General features: G+C 70.4%; 19 protein-coding genes and 5 tRNA genes. 16 read left to right on the forward strand and 8 right to left on the reverse strand.

Annotation, left to right across the window (positions count from 1 at the left end; translation table 11 throughout):
- Positions 1-79: 79 nt before the first annotated feature.
- Positions 80-1,945 carry a SpoIID/LytB domain-containing protein gene (locus D7X30_RS28030; RefSeq protein ID WP_233591818.1) on the reverse strand — a complete coding sequence of 622 codons (1,866 nt, stop codon included), beginning with the start codon at positions 1,943-1,945 and terminating at the stop codon, positions 80-82.
- Between D7X30_RS28030 and D7X30_RS28035 the strand changes: the two genes are divergently transcribed.
- Positions 1,944-3,623, forward strand: a complete 1,680-nt coding sequence (locus D7X30_RS28035) for a nitrous oxide reductase family maturation protein NosD (RefSeq protein ID WP_120566067.1) — start codon at positions 1,944-1,946, stop codon at positions 3,621-3,623. The genes D7X30_RS28030 and D7X30_RS28035 overlap by 2 nt on opposite strands.
- A gap of 76 nt (positions 3,624-3,699) precedes the next feature.
- Here the strand turns inward: D7X30_RS28035 and D7X30_RS28040 are convergent.
- Positions 3,700-3,771: transfer RNA gene (locus D7X30_RS28040), tRNA-Cys, on the reverse strand.
- Between the two features lie 132 nt (positions 3,772-3,903).
- Between D7X30_RS28040 and D7X30_RS28045 the strand changes: the two genes are divergently transcribed.
- The 4 genes from D7X30_RS28045 to fdxA all read left to right on the forward strand — a co-directional run bounded on the left by D7X30_RS28045 (position 3,904) and on the right by fdxA (position 7,114).
- The gene (locus tag D7X30_RS28045) at positions 3,904-5,055 is read left to right on the forward strand and encodes an acyl-CoA dehydrogenase family protein (protein ID WP_120566038.1); all 1,152 of its coding nucleotides are present in this window, start codon (positions 3,904-3,906) and stop codon (positions 5,053-5,055) included.
- Positions 5,056-5,158: 103 nt separating this feature from the next.
- On the forward strand, positions 5,159-5,509 hold the full coding sequence (locus D7X30_RS28050) for a rhodanese-like domain-containing protein (RefSeq protein WP_199724563.1): 351 nt from the start codon (positions 5,159-5,161) through the stop codon (positions 5,507-5,509).
- 69 nt (positions 5,510-5,578) lie between these two features.
- Entirely contained in the window at positions 5,579-6,667 is a 1,089-nt protein-coding gene (gene asd, locus D7X30_RS28055; protein WP_120566040.1) for an aspartate-semialdehyde dehydrogenase, read from the forward strand.
- Positions 6,668-6,778: 111 nt separating this feature from the next.
- Entirely contained in the window at positions 6,779-7,114 is a 336-nt protein-coding gene (fdxA, locus tag D7X30_RS28060) for a ferredoxin FdxA (protein WP_120566041.1), read from the forward strand.
- Between the two features lie 115 nt (positions 7,115-7,229).
- Here the strand turns inward: fdxA and D7X30_RS28065 are convergent, their stop codons facing one another.
- Positions 7,230-8,051 (reverse strand): hypothetical protein, encoded by an 822-nt coding sequence (locus D7X30_RS28065; protein WP_120566042.1) that lies wholly within the window; start codon positions 8,049-8,051, stop codon positions 7,230-7,232.
- Positions 8,052-8,200: 149 nt separating this feature from the next.
- On the reverse strand, positions 8,201-9,250 hold the full coding sequence (locus D7X30_RS28070; RefSeq protein ID WP_120566043.1) for a hypothetical protein: 1,050 nt from the start codon (positions 9,248-9,250) through the stop codon (positions 8,201-8,203).
- Positions 9,251-9,511: 261 nt separating this feature from the next.
- Between D7X30_RS28070 and D7X30_RS28075 the strand changes: the two genes are divergently transcribed.
- Complete coding sequence (locus D7X30_RS28075; protein WP_120566044.1) at positions 9,512-9,991, forward strand: GNAT family N-acetyltransferase; 480 nt, start codon at positions 9,512-9,514, stop codon at positions 9,989-9,991.
- A gap of 16 nt (positions 9,992-10,007) precedes the next feature.
- Here the strand turns inward: D7X30_RS28075 and hrpB are convergent, their stop codons facing one another.
- The 4 genes from hrpB to D7X30_RS28095 all read right to left on the reverse strand — a co-directional run bounded on the left by hrpB (position 10,008) and on the right by D7X30_RS28095 (position 15,137).
- Positions 10,008-12,572: an ATP-dependent helicase HrpB gene (gene hrpB / locus D7X30_RS28080; protein ID WP_120566045.1), complete on the reverse strand. Its 2,565-nt coding sequence runs from the start codon at positions 12,570-12,572 to the stop codon at positions 10,008-10,010.
- Between the two features lie 45 nt (positions 12,573-12,617).
- Positions 12,618-13,736, reverse strand: a complete 1,119-nt coding sequence (locus tag D7X30_RS28085; RefSeq protein ID WP_120566046.1) for a hypothetical protein — start codon at positions 13,734-13,736, stop codon at positions 12,618-12,620.
- Between the two features lie 42 nt (positions 13,737-13,778).
- On the reverse strand, positions 13,779-14,474 hold the full coding sequence (locus tag D7X30_RS28090; RefSeq protein WP_120566047.1) for an HAD family hydrolase: 696 nt from the start codon (positions 14,472-14,474) through the stop codon (positions 13,779-13,781).
- A gap of 87 nt (positions 14,475-14,561) precedes the next feature.
- The gene (locus tag D7X30_RS28095) at positions 14,562-15,137 is read right to left on the reverse strand and encodes a HEAT repeat domain-containing protein (protein WP_233591819.1); all 576 of its coding nucleotides are present in this window, start codon (positions 15,135-15,137) and stop codon (positions 14,562-14,564) included.
- Positions 15,138-15,293: 156 nt separating this feature from the next.
- On the opposite strand from D7X30_RS28095, the gene D7X30_RS28100 reads away from it, so the two are divergent.
- The 10 genes from D7X30_RS28100 to D7X30_RS28145 all read left to right on the forward strand — a co-directional run.
- A complete protein-coding gene (locus D7X30_RS28100; protein WP_120566049.1) occupies positions 15,294-15,686 on the forward strand; it encodes a DsrE family protein in 393 nt (130 codons plus the stop codon).
- Positions 15,687-15,902: 216 nt separating this feature from the next.
- Positions 15,903-17,231 (forward strand): adventurous gliding motility lipoprotein CglB, encoded by a 1,329-nt coding sequence (gene cglB, locus D7X30_RS28105; RefSeq protein ID WP_120566050.1) that lies wholly within the window; start codon positions 15,903-15,905, stop codon positions 17,229-17,231.
- Positions 17,232-17,309: 78 nt separating this feature from the next.
- Positions 17,310-18,287, forward strand: a complete 978-nt coding sequence (locus tag D7X30_RS28110) for a RimK family alpha-L-glutamate ligase (protein WP_120566051.1) — start codon at positions 17,310-17,312, stop codon at positions 18,285-18,287.
- Positions 18,288-18,352: 65 nt separating this feature from the next.
- Complete coding sequence (locus D7X30_RS28115; protein ID WP_199724564.1) at positions 18,353-18,799, forward strand: hypothetical protein; 447 nt, start codon at positions 18,353-18,355, stop codon at positions 18,797-18,799.
- A gap of 5 nt (positions 18,800-18,804) precedes the next feature.
- Complete coding sequence (gene rlmB, locus D7X30_RS28120; protein WP_120566053.1) at positions 18,805-19,605, forward strand: 23S rRNA (guanosine(2251)-2'-O)-methyltransferase RlmB; 801 nt, start codon at positions 18,805-18,807, stop codon at positions 19,603-19,605.
- Positions 19,606-19,731: 126 nt separating this feature from the next.
- A tRNA-Thr gene (locus D7X30_RS28125) sits at positions 19,732-19,804 on the forward strand.
- Between the two features lie 82 nt (positions 19,805-19,886).
- Positions 19,887-19,970: transfer RNA gene (locus D7X30_RS28130), tRNA-Tyr, on the forward strand.
- A 9-nt stretch (positions 19,971-19,979) separates the two neighbouring features.
- Positions 19,980-20,055, forward strand: a tRNA-Gly gene (locus D7X30_RS28135).
- Between the two features lie 21 nt (positions 20,056-20,076).
- A tRNA-Thr gene (locus tag D7X30_RS28140) sits at positions 20,077-20,152 on the forward strand.
- Positions 20,153-20,168: 16 nt separating this feature from the next.
- A partial coding sequence (locus D7X30_RS28145; RefSeq protein WP_233166643.1) for a GTP-binding protein occupies positions 20,169-20,415 on the forward strand: 247 nt, incomplete at its 3' end.

The following is a 20,415-nucleotide window of genomic DNA, read 5'->3' on the forward strand; positions in this document are numbered from 1 at the left end:
ACGTGCGGCCCGTAACAGCCGGGACATGGAAGAGATTCGCAAGCGCGTGCGTTGGTGCGCTCGAAATGTCCGCTTCATCTCAGTAGATGGGGGCCACCTCCGCCCCGTTGAAGTAGAAGCGCAGGATCTCCGGATATCGCTGCCCGGCCTCCGCCCGGCCGATGGCGCCTGTCTGACACATGCCCACGCCGTGGCCCCAGCCACCGCCCCGGAACAGCCATCCGGTGAGCCGGCCCTCGGCGTCCCGCTCGGCCTCCACGGTGGCCATGCTGCTGTTGAGCATCCCGAAGAGCCGCCGGATGTTCAGCTCCCCGCGCACCTGGGTGGCGCCCTTCGTGCCCGACACGGTGAGCAGCCGGGCGCGCCCGGACACCCCGCGCTCGGACAGGGCAAGCCCCTGGATGGTGCCCACGCCCAGCTTCTCCGTGAGCGCGTCCACCTGGCCTTGCGTGAAGCGCTTCTCCCACCGGAACTTCGTGGGCTGCGCGAAGCTGGACAGCTTGCACGCGGCGGGCACGTCCGCCGTCGCCAGCCACGCCTTGAGGTTGGAGGGCCCAGGCACGTCCGGCGCGGGCTCCAGCAGGTCCGGCCGCCCGCGCAGGCTGGGGTCCGGCGGGCCGCCCCACACCACGTCGTTGTCCTCGGTGTGGCCGCCGCACACTGCGCTGTAGACGGAGTCCACCAGCCGGCCATCCTGGCTGAAGAGGGCCTGGCCCCGGGTGGCCTCCACCGCGGCGGTGGTGCTGGCCGCCTCGCCGGTGCGGCCCCGGTACACTGCGCAGTGCTGCTCCGAGCAGAGGAGGTACGGATCCGCCAGGTGCTTGATGCCCACCTTCGCCAGCACCTCGCCGCGCGCGGTGACGGCCTGGGCCTTGAGCGCCTCCGGGTGCGCGCGCGCGAAGATTTCGGACGGCACCAGTCCCTTGAGCAGGTCCTCCAGGCCCACCACGTTCACCACCGCGAGCTTGCCGCTCCGGTCCACCGCGAACTGGAGCGCGCCCCGGAAGCTGCGGTCCTCGAAGGCGTGGAAGTCGTAGCCCACGCCGTACTCCACCTGCCGCACGTCGAAGCCGGTGCCGTCCGGCGTCTCCGCGTCCAGCCGGTCCTGCGCCAGGCCCACCACGGCGTCGTTCTCGTCCTTCAGCTCCAGGATGGCGCGGGAGGGCTTGCGGACCTCTTCAAAGAGCGTGGTGCGCAGGCCATGGCGGCGCAGCAGCTCCGCCTGCTGTTTCGCCGCGGCCTCGGGCGTCAGCGCCTCGTCGCTCAGGAGGAGGTAGCGCCGGTTGTCGATGACCTTCCCCGCGATGCCGTACACGGAGCCCAGCGTGTGCGTGCGCACCGCGAGCCCGCGCGCGCGCCACGTCTCCTGCGCCTCCGCGAGCCCCGCCTTGTCCGCGAAGCGGAACTCGCCCAACTGCACCCGCGCGCTCCACTGGGCCGGTTCGCCCTGCGTCACCCGCACCGTCCAGCGCGAGCCCGCGGGCGCGTCCAGCACCTTGTCTCCCGGTCCGCCGAAGCGCAGCCGCATCCGCGCGCGCGGCGAGAACGTCACGACCTCGCGTCCTTCCATCAGCTTGATGGGGAGGCGCGGCTCGCCGTTGCGGAAGTCCAGGCGCTTCAGGTCCTGCGGCCCGGGCAGGCCCGACGTGAGCGGATCCTCCAGGCCACTCGGGGCGGGGGGCGTCACGCCCGCGTCGGCGGGCTTCGTGGGGACGGAGACCTCCGGCTCGCCCAGGCCCCGGGTGGCTGGGGCAGGTGAGGGCGCCGGCGTGGCGCAGGAGGCGAACAGCAGGGCGGTCAGGAGCAGGACGGCTTTGGACACGGCGGCGGCACCGTAGCCGCCATGGGGCCGAGCGTCACGGTTCTCCCTCCCGCTGCGGCGCGTCTCGCCCTGGATGACCGGCAGTGAATAGAACGCCCAACGCCGCGCGTTGCCCCTGCTCATGCGAATTCTTGAAGGCAACGGCTTGAAGACGCGACAGCCCCTGCTGGCCTCCCTGGCTGCCTGCACCCTGGCCCTTGGGCTGACCGCTTGTGGCGGCGGTGGTGGTTCAGGCGGAGGCACCGGCGGTTCGTCGGGCGCCGGCCCCCAGGCCCCCGCGACGAACACGGGCACCCCCACCCAGGCCGAGAAGACGCCCACCGCTCCGGGCAAGGCACCCCCCATCGGCATGCAGCCGGTGGCGAACACGCCCTCCGCGCAGATGCCGGAGCACGCGGACCACGCGCCCATCGCGGAGCCCGGTCCCCAGCCCGCCGTCAGCGCGCAGGCGATGCAGGAGGCCCCCGCCACCACGCCCGCCCATGAGTGGGTGGTGTCACCCAACGGCGATGACGGCGCCCAGGGCACGGAGGCCGCGCCGCTGCGCACCATCGCCATGGCGGTAAGCAAGGCCGGCCCCGGCGACCGCATCCGCGTGCTCGCGGGCACCTACGCCGAGCGCGTGGTGCTGGGCGACAACACCCGGGCCGGCACGCCCGAAGCGAAGATCACCCTCCAGGGAGAGGGCCGTCCCAAGCTCACCCCGGGCAGCGGCTCCGGCCCGGCGGTGCAGGTGCGCCGCGCGAACTGGGTCATCGATGGGTTCGACATCGACGTGGAGGGACAGCCCATCTTCGGAGTCACCTTCGAGGGCGACGTGCAGGGCTCGATGCTGGCCAACTCGGAGCTGCACAACGGCACCGGCGGCGCGGGCGTCACCCTGTTCAACAACGCCAGGGGCCCCACCATCGAGAACAACAACATCCACGGCTTCGTGCGCACCACCGGCAACAAGGACTCGCACGGCATCGTGATGCAGCCCGCGTCCTACGACGTGACGGTGCGCAACAACGACATCCACGACAACTCGGGTGACTCCGTGCAGTGCCTGGGGCCCGAGGGCTTCAGCGACCTGCCGCCCGCCACGGGCCTGCTGGTGGAGAACAACCACTTCTTCAACAACCGGGAGAACGCCGTGGACATCAAGACGTGCCACGACGTCATCATCCGCAACAACCGGATGCACAAGTTCCTGCCGTCGGAGACGGCGAAGGGCGATGCGCTCGTCATCCACTACTCCGCCAACAACGTGCTGGTGGAGGACAATGAGCTGTATGACGCCGCCAAGGGCATCTCCGTCGGCGGTAACCACGAGGGCCCCGTGCCCCAGGCCGTCGTCGTGCGCCGCAACCGCGTGCACGACATCACCGACGCGGGCGGCGGCGAAGGCACCGCCATCCGCCTGGAGAACTCCAAGGGCACCGTGGTGGTGAACAACACCATCACCCGCGCCAAGGCCGGCATCATCCTGGGCCACGGCACGGGAGGCCCCACGGAGTCGCTGCGCGTGGCGAACAACATCGTGGACGCGCCCGTCAGCGTGGACGTGGGCGGCCAGGCCCCCGGCCTCCAGATGAGCAACAACCTCTATCCCACTGGCGCGCAGTTCAAGACCAACGGTCAGCCCCAGGCCCTGGACGCCTTCAAGGCCGCCACGAAGGACACCACCTCCAACGGCGGTGACGTGACGGTGTCGGACACCTTCGCCCCGTCTCCGGCCGCCCAGGACAAGGGCCTGGACGAGGGCCAGCCCTTCTGCGGCGCGGCCCCGGACATCGGCGCGGTGGAGCTGGGCTGCTAGGCCCCATCCGGGAAAGCACCCCCGGAAAAGCAGAAGGCCCGACGCGGAGACTTCCGCATCGGGCCTTTTGTCTATGAGGCGCCACCCGGATTCGAACCGGGGAATGAAGGTTTTGCAGACCTTTGCCTTACCACTTGGCTATGGCGCCGCAGCGATTGGGGCCGGGGTTATACGCAGCCCGGTAGGAGCCGGTCAAGGAAGCAACACCATCCAGCCCCGCTTCTCGTCCCGCTACCATACGGCGCGGGGTGTCAGGCCCTGACAAGCGAGGGAGCACACGATGTTGCACGGCCAAGGCGTCTTTCAGGAAGAGCACGAAGCCTTCCGCCGCACCGTCCGGGCGGTGGTGGACAAGGAGCTGCGCCCGTTCGCGGCGGACTGGGAGTCCCGCGAGGAGTTCCCCCGGGAGCTCTTCACCCGCTTCGGCGAGCTGGGCTTCCTGGGCCTGAAGTACCCGGAGGCCTACGGGGGCACGGCGGCCGGGGAGCTGTACGAGGCGGTGCTCCTGGAGGAGCTGGGCCGCTGCGGCTCCGGCGGCGTGGCCGCGGGGCTGGCAGGGCAGTTCACCATCGCCACCGGCCCCGTGCACCTGTTCGGCACGGAGGCCCAGAAGCAGCGCTGGCTGGCCCCCGCCATCCGGGGGGAGAAGCTTGGCGCCCTGGGCATCACCGAACCGGACGCCGGCTCGGACGTGGCGGGGCTGCGCACCACCGCCCGCCGAGACGGCGACCACTACGTCGTCAACGGCTCCAAGACGTACATCACCAACGGGGTGCGGGCGGACTTCGTGGTGCTGGCGGTGAAGACCGACCCGTCGCGCGGCCACAAGGGCCTGTCCATGCTGGTGGTGGAGCGGGGTACGCCGGGCTTCAGCGTGGGGCGCAAGCTCCAGAAGGTGGGCTGGCGCGCGTCCGACACGGCGGAGCTCTTCTTCGAGGACTGCCGCGTGCCCGCGGAGAACCTGCTGGGCGTGGAGAATCAGGGCTTCTCGCAGATCATGGGCAACTTCCAGTGGGAGCGCCTGTCGCTCGCGCTGGGCGCGGTGGGCGCCATGGACGACATGCTGGAGACGGTGCTCGAGCACGTGAAGCAGCGCCGCGCCTTCGGGCAGACGCTGGCCGGCTTCCAGGTGGTGCGCCACAAGCTGGCGGACCTGCACACCGCCCGCGAATGCGCGCGGCAGCTCACCTACCACGCGCTGCGCCTGCACGTGGCCGGCGAGTACGCCGTCGCGCAGACCTCCATGGCCAAGAAGGTCGCCACGGAGACCTGCTGCCGCGTGGCCGACGAGTGCCTCCAGCTCCACGGCGGCGCGGGCTACATGATGGAGTACGACATCCAGCGTCACTGGCGCGACGCGCGGCTGGGGCCCATCGGCGGCGGCACCAGTGAGGTGATGAACGAAATCATCGCCAAGCAGCTGGGCCTCTAAAGCCCCGGCGGCCTCCGGGAGGCAGGCGGGCGGACAGGCGGGAAGAGGGGAAAAAGCCCTCTGGTTCATGTTCGATGGAGCCCGTCGCCTCGGGGAGGTCCCGGTGGAGCCCAGCATCATCTGTGATGAGCTGTTCATGCGTCTGGGGGACGAGGATGTGCTCGTCCTGGATTGCCGCGACGCGATGGACTGGGAGCGGTTCGAGGTCCACATCCCCGGCGCGCTGCGCATGACGGCTTCGGAGATCGCGCGGGACCTGGCGATGCTGCCGGACGACGAGCTCATCGTCCTATGCGGCACCACCCAGGACTGCGCGGACATCCGGCGCATCTGCCGCGTGTTGCGTCTGAGGGGGCGAAATGCCGTGTGCCTCGCCGGCGGGCTCCACGCCTGGGTGACGCGCGGCTACCCCACGGAACGCCACGCGCGCGCCCCCTCCCACGCCCACCGTTGAGCGGCGGATGCAGTGCGTCGTGAAACGGTGTAAGGAGCGCCCTGCCGCTCCCACCGGAGATTCCCCACGATGGCCAAGCTTCGCGCCGTACTCATTGGCGCCACCGGACTCGCGGGCCAGCAGTTCATCGCTGCCCTGAAGGACCACCCGTTCATCGCGCTGACCGGGCTCGCCGCTTCGCCCCGCTCCGCTGGAAAAACGTACGCGGACGCCCTGCGCGCCTCCAACGGCATGCTGGCCTGGTTCGTCCCGGAGCCGCTCCCGGAGTCCATCGCCCGCATGACCGTGGTCAGCGGCGACGCCGTCCAGGCGAAGGACTACGACATCGCCTTCTCCGCCGTGGAGGCGGACGTCGCCCGTGAAATCGAGCCGCGCCTGGCCCGGGACATCCCGGTGTTCTCCGCCGCGAGCGCCTTCCGCTACGACGCGGACGTGCCCCTGCTCATCCCCCCCGTGAACGCCGCCCACGCCCCGCTCATCAACGAGCAGCGCCGGCAGCGCGGGTGGAAGGGCTTCATCGTCCCCATCCCCAACTGCACCACCACCGGCCTCGCCGTGACGCTGGCCCCCCTGGCCGAGCGCTTCGGAGTGAAGGCCGTGCTGATGACCAGCCTCCAGGCCATGTCCGGCGCCGGACGTTCGCCCGGCGTCATCGGCCTGGACATCCTCGACAACGTCGTGCCCTACATCCCCAAGGAGGAGCACAAGGTCGAGGTGGAGACGAAGAAGATCCTCGGGGCGCTCAACCCCGCGGGCGCGGCGCTCACCCCACACGACGTGCGTGTCTCCTGCACCTGCACCCGCGTCGCCGTCCTGGAAGGCCACACCGAGTCCGTCTTCGTGTCGCTCGGGAAGAAGGCCACCGTGGCGGAGGTCGCCCAGGCGATGCGCGAATGGCAGGGCGCCCAGGTGGCGAAGGACCTGCCGTCCGCTCCTCCCCGGTGGATTGAAGTGCTGGACGACCCGTTCCGCCCCCAGCCCCGCATGGACCGGGACACCCACGGCGGCATGGCCACCACGGTGGGCCGCATCCGTGAGGACGGTGTGCTGGAGAACGGCTTCAAGTACGTGCTCGTCTCCCACAACACGAAGATGGGAGCCGCAAAGGGCGCCATTCTCGTCGCCGAGCTCCTTCGGGCGCAGGGCTTGCTGGGCTGACCGGGGAAACAGGCCGGGCTGGTACCTAAATTCAGGGTGCCAACCCTGGCCGCAACCATCTACTGTGCGCGGCCACGGACGCGCGGAATTCCGCACAGAGGAGACATCCACATGGCCTACGTCGTCGCCGAGCCTTGCATCAAGTGCAAGTACACCGACTGTGTCGAGGTGTGCCCGGTCAACTGCTTCTACGAGGGCGCGAACTTCCTCGTGATCCACCCGGACGAGTGCATCGACTGTGGCGCTTGCGAGCCCGTCTGCCCGACCAAGGCGATCTTCCCCGAGACCGAGCTGCCCTCGGAGTGGTCGGAGTACAAGAAGCTCAACACCGACTTCGCCTCCAAGTGGCCCAACATCGCGGAGAAGAAGGCCGCCCTGCCCGAGGCCGAGGAGTACAAGGACAAGAAGGGCAAGCGCGCGGAGCTGAACCCCGCCGGCGGGAAGTAACCGCGGGCCGAGTCGCCCGAGCGCGCCCGTCGTGATGCAGGCCCTCGCGCCCCCTGGCGTGAGGGCCTTCGTCGTTCCTGGAGTCTGGCGCGGAAGGGGCATCATCGTCGGACGTTCACCCCGCCTGGAGGACGCTGAGCCGCAGCCCCCGGGCCTCCAGCGCATCGCGCAGCCGCGCCACGTCCTCGGTGGGAACAGGCCCATGGCGGCCCTGGATGCGCAGCGCCACCTCCCGGGGCCCCGTGCGCTCCACCTCCACGGTGGCCTCCAGCGCGCCGCGCAGGCTGAGGCCCAGCGCCGGCCGCTGGGACTTCACGAAGACCTCGATCTTCTCGATGAGCGCCAGGGTGGACTCGACCTGCGCGGTCTCGGCGGCCGGTGCGGCACCCTCCGTGGCTCCGCTCGCCGCGCGAGCACCTTCGGGCGTGGAGACGCGCGACAGGCCTTCCGAGGAACGGTCGTCCCGCGTGGGCGAGGGGAGGGGAGATGGCGTCGGACGGGGCTCCGCGCGGAAGGAGCGCTCCACCTCGCGGGCCAGCAGCTCCGTCGCACGGTGGGAGGCCTGCGTCCCGCCTTCCGCGAGCGCCTCCTGACGCACCGACCCCAGCCGCTGCGTCTCCACGTGCATGCCCTGCCGGGCCTGGCGGAGCGTCTCCGGGCTTCCCAGCGCGCTGCGCGTCGTCGAGAGGACGGCCCCCGCCGCACGGACGCCGGGAAGCGCCGGAGTGGCCCGCGTCGCCGGCCCCGGCCCCTGTCCACCGGCACGGAGCAGGCCGGGCTTCGCAAGGGTCCCTGGAGCCACTGGCTCGCGGCGGGCCCCGGGACGGGGTGGGGTGTCGGGCCGTCCGGAGGTCCGCTGGAGGACCTGATTGAACGCGTCCTTCTCCGGGGGGACCTTCTCGTTTCCGGAAGGGGCGTCCTGACCTTCGACCTTCATGGCATGCCTCGCGCGCAAGGGATGCGCGGGCATGAGCAGCGGCCGTGCCAGTCAGGCGGGCGCGCTCCCGGGAGGGGGGCGCGGAAGGAGGCGGCACACGGCAGGGTGCCGCCTCCGGGATGGGCGTGCGGAACGCGGGACGGCGCGCTTCAGCGCTTGCCGCCGAAGCCGCCCGGCTGCACGGGCGCGGTGCCCGTCAGGTCGTTGAACGCGAGCGCACAGGACGCCACGGCGTTGGGATCCGCGAGCGCGGGGTTCTGGGCCCAGTCGCGGTCCTGGAAGAGGTACGCGTCGCGCACCTCCAGCTCCTTGAGCTGCTTGCGGTACTCCCAGAAGCGGCCGCGCAGGAGCACGCGCGCGCCCTTCGGCAGCTGCGTCAGCGGCGTGTACTGGTCGTCCTTCAGCCGCGCCGTGATGTTGATGGAGGGCCGCACCTTGGGCTTGCCGTAGGTGAGCCCGGACAGCAGGCCGTCATTGCCTGGATCCGGCAGGTAGAAGACGAGCCGGGCCACCAGCGCGGGAGGCTCCGGCGGAGGGCCCTTCTTGCTCTTCTTCTTGGGCTTCTCCAGCTTCGCGTCGATGAACTCCAGCCCCGCGAAGGCCACCTCCTTGTCGAGGTAGTCGTCGCGGAACTTCGCGTCCGCCACGCTGGCCGCGGTGGTGTTGGCCTTGAGGACCTCAAGGTCGTAGCGCTCCATCATCGCGGGCAGCGTGAAGAAGAAGCTGTCCACGGGCTTCACGCCATCCGCGATGAAGCGCAGCTTGCTCAGGTCCAGCGGCGGGTAGTACGGCGCGAGCGCCACCGCCGTCTGCATCCACTCCGGCGGCAGCCGCTTGTCGATGAGCACCCGGCGCATCATCGACACCAGGTACATGTTGGCCGGGAAGCGCGGCGTGGACAGCTGCGTGCCCAGCGCCTGGATCAGCACGGGGTCCAGGTAGAAGTTCTCGTCGCGCTTGTGCAGGTACGGCGCGGACTCGCCCACGATGGTGAGCAGCGCGCCCACGAGCTGCGCGCAGTTCGCGTCACTCGTTCCCTGCACCAGGGCCTGATTGACGCGGGAGCGGAGGAACCGCTTGTCCATGTCCGCTTCGCGGAACACGGGCGGCTCTCCCGTTCCAAAAAAGAACTCCTTCTGGGCGAGCGCGGGCGTCGACAGCAGGCCCACGGACAGGGCGAAGAGGGCACGGGTACGCATCGCCCTGAACCCTACCATGCCCTCCCGGGATGATCCTCCTCCGGTCCGCCTGCCCATGCGCGGAGTGGAACCCGCTGGAGCTCCCGACGTGAGAGGGCAATCGCAACCAGATGACCCGATGCGGCGGGGCTTTCGCGACAAGCCCTTTCGCGGGCAGGGGGCAGGGGACGGGCCGACCGCGCGGGGGGCATGCCGGGTCGGCAGGCGGTGGTTTTTTCCGCCTGTTGGCGGCGCGGGCTTTTGTGTACCTTGCCCGGAGCCATGCCGACGCCTCCCGAGACCTCCCCGGCACCCGTCACCGTCGCCCACATCAAGGACGAGGCGGAGCTCATGCAGGCCCTCGCCATCCGCGAGGTGGTGTTCATCGAGGAGCAGCACGTGCCCGAGGGCATCGAGCGCGACGCCGAGGACGCCCACGCCTACCACGTCATCGCCTACCAGGGTGGCCACGCCATCGGCACTGGCCGGCTGGTGAAGCTGCCGGAGCCGCCCGCGGGGCAGCCCGGGACGTGGGGCCAGATTGGCCGCATGGCGGTGCTCCAGGCGCACCGCAAGGCCCGCGTGGGTTCGCTGCTCCTCACGTCGCTGGAGGAGGAGGCGCGCCGCCGCAACGTGAACGGCATCATGCTGCACGCCCAGCTCTACGCGCTCGATTTCTACAAGAAGCACGGCTACCAGCCCGTCGGCGCCGTCTTCGACGAGGCCGGCATCGACCACCTGGAGATGCACAAGCGGCTGTAGTCCCGCGCCGCTCGCTTCAGCGTCTCGGAGGACGGGGCGCGGGCGGCTCCGCGTGTCGCGGATCCTCGGGCCATGAGTGCCGGGGGTACTTGCGGCACAGCTCCTTGCGGATCGCCGGGTAGTGACGCTCCCAGAAGCCCGCCAGGTCGGTCGTCACCTGCACGGCGCGCATGTTGGGGGCCAGCAGGTGCAGCACCAGCGGCACGCGGCCCGCGCCCACGCTGGGCCCCTGCGCCATCCCGAAGAAGTCCTGCAGCCGTGACTCCACCCAGGGCGGTTTGTTGGGCTCGTAGTGCACCTTCACGCCGCGCCCGCCGGGCAGGGTGACGCGTTCGGGGGCGTGGTTCGCCAGCAGCCGCTGCTGCTCGGAGGTGAGGCGCGCGTAGAGCGCATCCAGCAGCGACACGCCCTCCAGGTCGGAGAAGCTGCGCGCGCCCACGCACAGGGACGCCAGCGCGTCGCGCATGAAGTCCGCGTCCACGGAGGGGAAGCCCGCCTCGGGGAACGCCTTGCCCAGGAGCTCCACGCGGGTGCGCCACTGCTCCAGCGCCTCGGGTTCAGCGAAGCGCTCCGGGCCCGCGGCCAGCGCCGCCGCGGCCAGCACTCGCGCGGCCTCCTCGGACGGGGGCGCGGGCGTGCGCGTCTCCTCCAGCACGAGGTTTCCGTAGGCCAGCCGGGTGAGGCGCTCCACGCGGCGCGAGTCCGCGTTCCACTGGAGGGTGTCCACCTCCTCCAGCGCCTCCGGGTAGAGGTCCAGCAGCCACTCGGCCTCCACGGTGCTGGCGAGCCGCACGACGGCGCCGCGGCCGGGGCGCTCCTCCGCGTCCACGGCGACCATCAGCTCCGCATCCTGGACGACACTGGACTCGGACAGGCTGGTGGTGCCGCCGCCGAACATGAGCAGCTCCGGGGAGCGGGGCCGCCGCCTGCGGGCCACGCGGTCCGGGTATCCCGCGAGCACGCTGAGCATCAGGGCCTGCTCCACGTCCTCGGGTCGGCTGGGGCGACCGCCTTGTTCGCGGACCGTGCGGCGCAGCTGTTTCTGCACGCGCTCCACGGACTGCACCGCGCCCGCGTCCAGCGACAGCGACTGCATGCGGCCGGAGGCGAAGCCCGAACGGCCGGCCTCGCGGAAGCGCTCCAGGAGCTCCAGCAGGTCGGAAGGCCCGCTGACGAGCGCGGACGCACGGCCCCCGCCGCCCAGGTTGGCGCGGGCTTCACGGCGGATGTCGCGTTCGCCCATGAGGGCCGCGAGCACGGCGGCATCACCGCCCACGCCCCGGCGCTCGCCCTCGACGATGACGCGCGCCTGGCGCGGGTGGACGGGGAAGCGCAAGAGCCGCTGGCCCACGTCCGTGACCTGGCCCTTCGTATCCACGGCGCCCAGCCGGCGCAGCAGCGTCTCCGCGGCCTCCAGGGCAGGGGCGGGAGGCGGCTCGAAGAACGGGAACGCCGTCAGGTCCTTCACGCCCGACGCGCGCAGCGAGAGCACCGTTTCGGCCAGGTCGGTGCGGCGGATCTCCGGGGCCTCCTGATCAGGCCGGCCGTCGAAATCGTGCTGGGTGTAGAGGCGCACGCAGTGCCCGGCGCGCGTGCGGCCCGCGCGGCCGGCGCGCTGGACGGCGGAGGCCCGGCTCACCTTGCCCAGCTTGAGCTGCGGCAGACCGGACCAGGGCGAGTGGGACGCCACGCGAGCAAGCCCGCTGTCGATGACGACCGCGACGCCGTCGATGGTGACGGACGTCTCCGCGACGTTGGTGGACAGGATGATCTTCCGGCGCGAGCTGCGGCGCACGGCGCGGTCCTGCTCCGCGGGAGAGAGGTCGCCATGGAGCGGGAGCACGTCGGCGTCGTGTCGCTCGGCGAACTCCGCGCAGGTGTCGCGCGCGCGGCGGATCTCCCCGGCCCCGGGAAGGAATACGAGCACGTCGCCGTCGACGCCCTGGGTGAACAGGCGCTTGAGCGCGGAGAGCACCTGTTGATCCAGGTGCCGCTCATCCGGGGCGGCAAGGTATTCGACGCTGACGTCGAAGCGGCGGCCCTCGGAGCGCAGGGAAGGGGCGCCGCCCAGGTACGCGCGGACGGGTTCGGCCTCCAGGGTCGCGGACATCACCACGAGCTTGAGGTCGGGGCGGGACGTCTCCTGCAGCCGCCGCAGGAGCGCGAGCGAGATGTCCGCGGACAGATGCCGCTCATGGAACTCATCGAGCACGACGATGCCCACGTCGCGCAGGGTGGGGTCGGTGAGCAGGCGGCGTCCGAGCACGCCTTCGGTGACGAAGGACATGCGCGTCTTGGGACCGCGGACGTCCTCGAAGCGGACCTGGTAGCCAACGGTCTCGCCCACACGCTCGCCAATCTCCTCGGACACGCGCTGTGCGGCGAGCCGGGTGGGCAGCCGCCGGGGCTGGAGGACGACGATCTCCTTGCCCGCGCCCAGCCCTGCCTCGAGCAGCGCGCGGGGAACACGGGTCGTCTTGCCCGCGCCAGGCGGCGCCTCCAGCACGAGCGACCGCGAACTCCGGAGCGTGGAGACGATGTCGGGCAGGAGGGGATCGATGGGAAGGGCGACGTCCGCCATGTCCGGGTTCCTCTTCACGGCGGGGGCCTCACCGCGCGTCGGGTCTCAAGGCGTACCAGCCTCGGACGGGTCGGTCTTCTTGCGTCGCTTGGGGCGCACGGCCTCCGGAGCACCGGAAGCCGGAGCATCCGAAGGAGCGTCGGCCTGCGCGGTCTCGGCGGCCGGTGCGGCGTTCTTCGGAGGCCGGCCCCGCCGTGCGGGACGCGCCGCGACGGGAGCCTCCGGGGCGACGGGTTCGGAAGCAGCGGTGGCCTCCTCGGATCCACCGTCCGAAGCCTGGGCCTCGGAGCCGTCAGCCTCCGCCATGGTCTCCTCCAGCGGAGCCTGGGCCTCCGCCTCGTCGGGAGCCGCCTCCAGCGAGTCGTCCCCGGACGCCTCCTCGGACCCCTCGAACGCCTCCTCCTGGCCGGCGTCGCCCTCCTCACCGAAGAGGTCCGAAGCACCGTCCTCGGCGGAGAGCGCGAGCGACTTGCCCGCGCGCTTCCGGGGCTTGAGGGTGAGGCCCGCGGCCTCGAAGACCCCGGGGACGGGAACGAGCGCGGCCTCGGCGAGCAGCCGCCCCTGCCGCAGTGCCACGTCCAGGCGCCGTCCCAGCGACACCAGCGCCTCGCGCAGGACCGCCTCCTGATCCGGGGGCAGGGGAGTGGGGGAGAGGCTCGCGATCCACGCGGCGAACGTCGCGGCGACCTGATCCACGACGGGGCGGACCATGCCGAAGTCGTCGCGGGAGAAGATGCGGGTGACGTAGGCGCTCTTGAGCCGCCGCTCGTACGACGTGGCGTACTCGTTGACCAGCTCCACGGGCGCCCGGCGCAGCTGCGGGAACTTGAGGTGGGGGAAGAGCGCCTCGATGACGGGGGCGCGGCTGCTGGCGGTGAAGGTGATGCCGGCGTGCAGCTTCTCCAGCGCATCCACCCAGCGGCCCTGCTGATCGAACGAGAACTCCTCGCGGGCCTCGTCGAGCTCCGGCAGGTCCTTCACCTGCTCCAGCAGGCCGCCCGCGGGCTCACGGGCCTCGCGCAGGCGCTCCAGCGCGGAGGCCAGCCACTGCTTCTCGGCCTCCAGCCCCGGCCTGCCGACGACCATCTCTTCCGCCGTGGCGAGTCGGGCCTCGAAGGCCTCGGCGAAGCGGATCAGCTCATAGGATTCGAGCGTGGACGACATGCGTGGACGACTCCTCGGAGGGGCGGCGGAGATACCACACCTTCACCGTCCGACGAGCAGGGCCTCCATGGCTCCGGGGGCGGCGAAATCCATGAAGGCCCACTCGGCGCCGGCGTCGCGCAGCGCCTGGGGCGTGAAGTTGCCCGTGCCCACGCCAATCGTCTCCGCGCCAATGCCCTTGGCGGCCGCGACGTCCTTCGGCGTGTCGCCGATGATCACCACCCGGCACGCCTCCATCGGCTGACCCAGCTGCGCCGCTCCGGCCTGGGCGCCGTGCCGGATGAGCGCCATGCGGTCCTCGAAGTCGCAGCCAAAACCGCCGAAGGCGAACTGGTCGTGGATGTTCACGCGGTCCAGCTTCACCTTGGCGCCCGCGCGCACGTTGCCGGTGCCCAGGCCCACCGCGAAGCCCTGCCGCGAGCGAGCCTCCATCACGGCCTCACGCATGCCCGGGTGCAGCCGGTACTCGCGCGCATCGACCTTGGGAACCTCCAGTCCCAGGTGGGCGACGTACGCGTCAATGACCGCGCTGATGGTGTCCTCGGTATCGGGCTGGCCGATGATGCCCAGGCCCTTGCGGACGATGGCCCGGTCCGTCATGCCGGACATGCTGAAGCCGTCGCACGCGTCGCGCCGCCGGTGGAGCTGCTCGAAGGCCAGGCCCATGGCTCGGCGGCCGGCACCGCCGGTGGTGACGAGGGTGCCATCGATATCGAAAAGGAGGACGGTGGGGCGCATGGCCTCCCATCTAACGGAAGGTCCCGCCTGACGCGAGCCCCGAGCAGGCCACCAGGGCGGCCGCCCCCGCCATGCCCGGCGCCCGGCTCAGGGCTCCGCGAGCGTGAGGCCCTGCTGGAGCGCTTCACGCACCTGGGGAACGTCCTCCAGGGGGAGCCGCTCCTCCAGCACCTCGCGCACCCGCTGACCGCCCAGCCGGCCAAGCGCCTGGGCGACGGCCTCACGCAACCGCAGGTCGCGGTCCTCCAGCCGGGCCTGCAGCGTCTTCACTGCCTCGAACCCCAGCCGCTGGCCCAGCGCGGCCGCGGCTTGTGAGCGGACGTCCGAGGGCCGGTGCGGATCCTCCAGCATCGCCTGGAGCGTCTGTCCCGCCTCGGGCGACTCCACGCGAGCCAGCGCCGTCACGGCCCGCATCCGCTGCGCATCCGGGACGCTCGTGTCCTCCGCCAGCGCCGCGAGCACGGGCACGACCTCTGGCCCGAACCTGCGCCACGTCGCCTCCGGCGCCACGGTCGGTTGTGAGAGCAATCCCAAAGCCTCCGTGCGCAGCGGCCCGGGAGCGGTGGCGGATACGGAAGCCGCGGTCGGGGCCTTCGCATGGACGGGAGCCGCTTCGGACACGGGCCCCACGCCCGCGAGCACGGCGAGACCGGCCAGCGCCACCCATCGCGAGGAGGCGGAACGGGACAGGACCGGCGAGTGACGAACACCGCGGGGGCGGGACGGCTGGCTCGGCATGCGGGGCTCCCGGAGGGGAAGGGGAGCCCCGTTATACGACGGCTGCCGGTCCGGACTCGATAACGCTAAGGTCGGCCCACCATGGCCGGACGCGTCTTCTTCTTTCTCCAGCACGCCACGTACGAGCCCGCCTATCAGGCGGCCTCCATGGGCATCACCGCCGCCGCGATGGGCGACGACGTCTACTTCGTCTTCGCCTTCGAGGCCCTGCGCCAGCTGGTCCGCGGTGGCTTCGGCCTGGCGCACAGCGAGAGGGAGCGCACCGAGGCGGCCCGGGCCGAAGGGCTCAATGTCCCCACACCGGCCCGCATGCTGGAGGAGGCGCGCGCCCTGGGGGCGAAGCTCGTGGCCTGCGACACCACGGTGCGCATCTGTGGCCTGTCGCCACAGGAACTGCACGGCACCCTGGATGATGTCATGGGCCTGGCCTCCATCTGGAGGCTGACCGACGGCGCGCGCGTCCTCACGCTCTGAACGGACACCCGAGCCGGTCCCACCCTCCGGAAGGAGGCGGATGTCCGACAGGGGAACCAGACCCGCCCTCGCGGATCGCCTGTCGTTGCAACTTGGCAGCATTACCTGAATGGAACCTGCCTGCCGCGCGTCGCTGTAGCCTCGGTGGGCGTCCACGCGTTACGCTGGGGCATTCGCAGTTCGTTGTTCCCCCCTGGAAGGAAATCCTCAAAGCCTATGCGCGCCACGTCGACCCCCCTGAGCGCACTGCTGGCCGGCATCCTCGGTGTTGCCGTGATGGCCGGCTGCCAGACCTATGACTTCGAGCCGGTGGATCCGCTCGCGATTGCCCAGACGACGAAGGAGACGGTGATCGCCGCTCGCAAGAGCAAGCCGGACGTGATGCTCCTCGTGGACACCTCCGCCTCGATGACGAAGCCGGTCAACAAGGACCTGGTCGTCAACGGCACGCGCGTGTGTGACCTCCGAGACGATGACGGCACGCCCTTCATGTGTGAGGACAAGTATCCCTGCGATACTTCGAAGTGCCCCACGCGCTGGTCGGAACTCCAGGGCGCCATGGGCCCGTTCCTCGCGGAGAGCGGCAAGCTGGTCCGCTTCGGTCTGACGACCTACCCGGCGCCTCCCCCTTCGACGGGAACCGTAACCCCGACTCACCTCTGCGCGCCTGCCGCCAGCCTCGAGGATGGGAGCGTCCGCGCCTTGATCCCGAAGGACCTGGATTCGGACGAGGATCTCCAAGGCTACGCGAATGAGGTCAACGCCGAACTGCAGGTCATCCCCAACGGCGGCGTGGGCCGGCCCCAGGGTGGTACGCCGACGAGCGCGAGCCTGCAGTTCGCCAGTACGCTCCTGACGCCCAACTCCGAGGATCGCGACCAGATCATCATCCTGCTGACCGACGGTCTGCCCAACTGCAACGACAAGAACGTATACGATGGCACCAGCGTTGAGTGCCGCTGCACACTCGAAACGCTGTCGCAGTGCACGGACAGTTTCAGCCCGTACTTCAAGCGCGGCTGCCTCGACAAGAACGCCTCCGTGACCGCGGTGTCGGCACTGAAGGCGAGCAAGATCTCCACCATCGTCATCGGCTTCGGCGCGGAGACGTCGGCGGGTGACGGCCCCAGCGTCCTCAACGAGATGGCCCGCGCGGGCGGCTTCGCGCGCACGTGCAAGGCCAGCATCGACTGCGGCACGGGTGACACCTGCGACGTCAGCACCGGCTTCTGCGGCCGCTCCTTCTACCAGGCGGGCAACGGCGAAGAGCTGGCGGCCGCGCTGAAGTCGATCAGCGAGGCGATCCGGCAGGAAGAGCCGTGCTTCACCCGGCTCGAGAAGAGCCAGATGCCCTCGGATGAGAAGCTCATCGTCGTCTACATCAACGGCGAGCGCACGCTCGCGGGCCCCGACACCTGGTCGCTGGACCAGCAGGACCCTGAGAATCCTGGCGTGCGGTTCACGGGCAGCGCCTGCGCCAAGCTCGAAGCGTCGCGTCCGGAAGCCCCCGTCAGCGTCGAAGTGCGCGCCATCCGCCAGCTCTAGGCGGCAGGCAGGCGGAGGCGGCTTTACGCGGGCGGAGGCGGGGATTATAGGGTCCTCGCCGGGCCGGTCGCCTCCGCCATGAAAATCACTGTCCTCTCGCGCTCCGCTTCCATCTCGTCCACGCGGCGGATCGTCGAAGCAGGCCGCGCGAGAGGACACCGGGTCCGCGTGCTCAACCCGCTCCGGGTGCAGATGCATCTGGACGGGGGCAGCCAGGCGACCCTGTTCTACGACCGCAAGAAGCTCACGCCCACCGACGTCGTCATCCCGCGCATCGCCCTGTCCATCAGCACCTACGGGCTCGCGGTGGTGAACCAGTTCGGCTTGGCGCGCGTACCCCTGGTGAACCACGCCCAGGCCATCGCGCAGTCGCGCAACAAGATGCGCGCGCTCCAGCTCCTGTCCGCAAACGGCATCGACATCCCCGCCACGGTGATGGCCCGGGACGCGGCCCACCTCAAGGAGATGGTCGGCCTGGTGGGCGGGGTGCCCGTGCTGGTGAAGCTCCTCCAGGGCCAGGAGAAGCACGGCGTGATGGTCTGCGAGAGCCTCCAGTCACTGGAGGCCGCGCTCGAGGCGGTGCTCGGTCTGGGGCACAACCTCGTCATGCAGGAGTACGTGCGGAGCACCGGCCAGGACGTGCGCGTGCTCGTGGTGGGCGGTGAGGCCATCGCCGGAGTGCTGCGCAAGCCGCGCCCCGGGCGCCTCTCGCACACGCTGAACCGGGGCGCCCGTCTGGAAGCCCTGCCGCTGTCCCCCGGTCATCGCGCCATGGCGGAGAAGGTCGCCCGGCTCGTGGGCCTGGAGGTGGCTGCGGTGGACATCCTGGACGTCCAGGGGCACCCCAAGGTCTTCGAAGTGAACAGCTCGCCCGCGCTCCTGGAGATGGAGGCCGCGACGGGCCTGGACCTGGCCACGCCCATCATCCAGCGGGCGGAGGCCCTCGTCTCCGGCGCCGCACCTGTCTGGACCGCCGCCCTGGAGACGCCCCAGGCCCTGCCCCCGCCGCCTCCGGGGCGCAAGGGCGCAGTGAAGGTGAACGCGCCGCGGAGTTAGAAGAGAAAGCGCTCCCCGCGCGTCCGAAGCCCCGGTATACGAACGCCGCCTTCCTGGAGACACCCATGCCCAGCACCCGCCGCCTCCCGACCCTGGCCCCCCTGCTGCTGACGCTCGTCGGAGCGCCGGTGCTGGCCCAGGACGTGGACCCCGCCACCCTCTACGAAGTCACCACCGAGGGGACGTCGACGCAGGTGAAGGCCGGAGGGCAGGGCACGTTCGTGCTCGCCATCAAGTCGAAGCCCGGCGCCCACGTCTCCGACGAGGCCCCGCTGAAGCTGGAGCTGACGGGCAAGCAGCTGACGCCCGCCCAGAAGACGCTGACCCGTGAACAGTCGGTGGCGAAGAAGGCGGACGGTCAGCAGTTCGTGGATCCGCGCTTCGAGATCCCCTTCACCGCGGTGTCCGCCGGCAAGGGCACGCTGGACGCGACGCTGACCTTCTTCATCTGCACGGAGAAGATCTGCGCCCGTCAGAAGAAGACCTTCTCGCTGCCCGTGGAGGTCCAGTAGCCCCCATGCGCGAGCGCTCCCCCAAGCCTTCCAGTGGTGAACGCGGCGGCCACGAAGCCCCGCGCTACGTCCATGGCGTCAACCCCGTGCTGGAGGCCCTGCGCGCCCACCCCGACGCGGTGGAGCGCCTCTTCATCGTCGACGGGCAGGTCGGCGCCAAGGCCGCGGGCGAGCTGCTCAGCCGCGCGCGTGACGCGGGCGTCCGGGTGGAGAAGGTCGGCCGGGAGCGGCTGACCTCCATGGCGGAGGGTGGCGTGCACCAGGGCGTCGTCGCCGAGCTGCGCGGCTTCCAGTACGTCGAACTGGAGGACGTGCTGGACGCGGCGAAGGCCAAGAAGCAGCCCGCGCTCGTCGTCGTGCTCGACGGCATCCAGGATCCGCACAACCTGGGCGCCATCATCCGCTCGGCCCACGCGCTCGGGGCCCACGGCGTCGTCCTGGCCAAGGACCGGGCCGTTCAGGTGACGGGCACGGTGGCCAAGGCCTCCGCGGGCGCCGTCGAGTACTGCCCCATCGCGCGCGTCACCAACATCTCCCGCGCCTTGGAGCAGCTGAAGGAAGCAGGCCTCTGGGTCGCGGCCGCGGACGTGGAGGGCGCCGAGCCTCTGTGGAGCGCCCGTCTGGACGGGCCCCTGGCGTTGGTGGTGGGGGCCGAGGGGGCGGGCGTGAGGGAAGGCGTCCTCAAGCACTGCGACTTCCGCCTCCGGATTCCCATGGGCGGTCAGGTCGGTTCATTGAATGCGTCGGTTTCCGCCGCGATTCTGCTATACGAGGTCGCCCGTCAGCGGGGCCGTCCTTCCCGCTGACGACCCCGGATCAATCTCCTTGACTTGGAGAGTGGGGGCTTTTAAAAGGTCGCGCCTCTCAGGTCGCTGCCGAGGGGTTGACGGTCCGCCCGGGATGAGGTAGGGCGGGGCAGTTGCTGGATGGATGCCGGTGTAGCTCAGTCGGTAGAGCAACTGATTTGTAATCAGTAGGTCGCGGGTTCAAATCCCGCCGCCGGCCAGGTGGGACGGGCCGCGGATAAGGGCCCGGGACGCAGCAGGATGGTGTAGAGAGCAGCACGCAGCACCACAAGCGAATATCTGGAGAGATGCCCGAGCGGCCAAAGGGAGCAGACTGTAAATCTGCCGGCTCTACGCCTACGGTGGTTCGAATCCACCTCTCTCCACTCGGCAATGCGGGAATAGCTCAGTTGGTAGAGCGTCAGCCTTCCAAGCTGAATGTCGTGGGTTCGAATCCCATTTCCCGCTCCAACCGTTGTAGTGAATCGCCAAGCCCTGATAGCTCAGTTGGCAGAGCGCATCCTTGGTAAGGATGAGGTCACCAGTTCAATCCTGGTTCAGGGCTCCATTTTTCGAGGAGTGTCATGTCCAAGGAAAAGTTCGATCGCAGCCTGCCCCACGTGAACATCGGAACGATTGGGCACGTGGACCACGGCAAGACGTCGCTGACGGCGGCCATCACGAAGGTGCTGGCGAAGACCGGTGGCGCCACGTTCCTGGCGTACGACCAGATTGACAAGGCGCCGGAAGAGCGCGAGCGCGGCATCACCATCTCCACGGCGCACGTGGAGTACAAGACGAAGAACCGTCACTACGCGCACGTCGACTGCC

It is taken from the genome of Corallococcus sp. AB011P (genome assembly GCF_003611605.1).
GTDB lineage: Bacteria > Myxococcota > Myxococcia > Myxococcales > Myxococcaceae > Corallococcus > Corallococcus coralloides.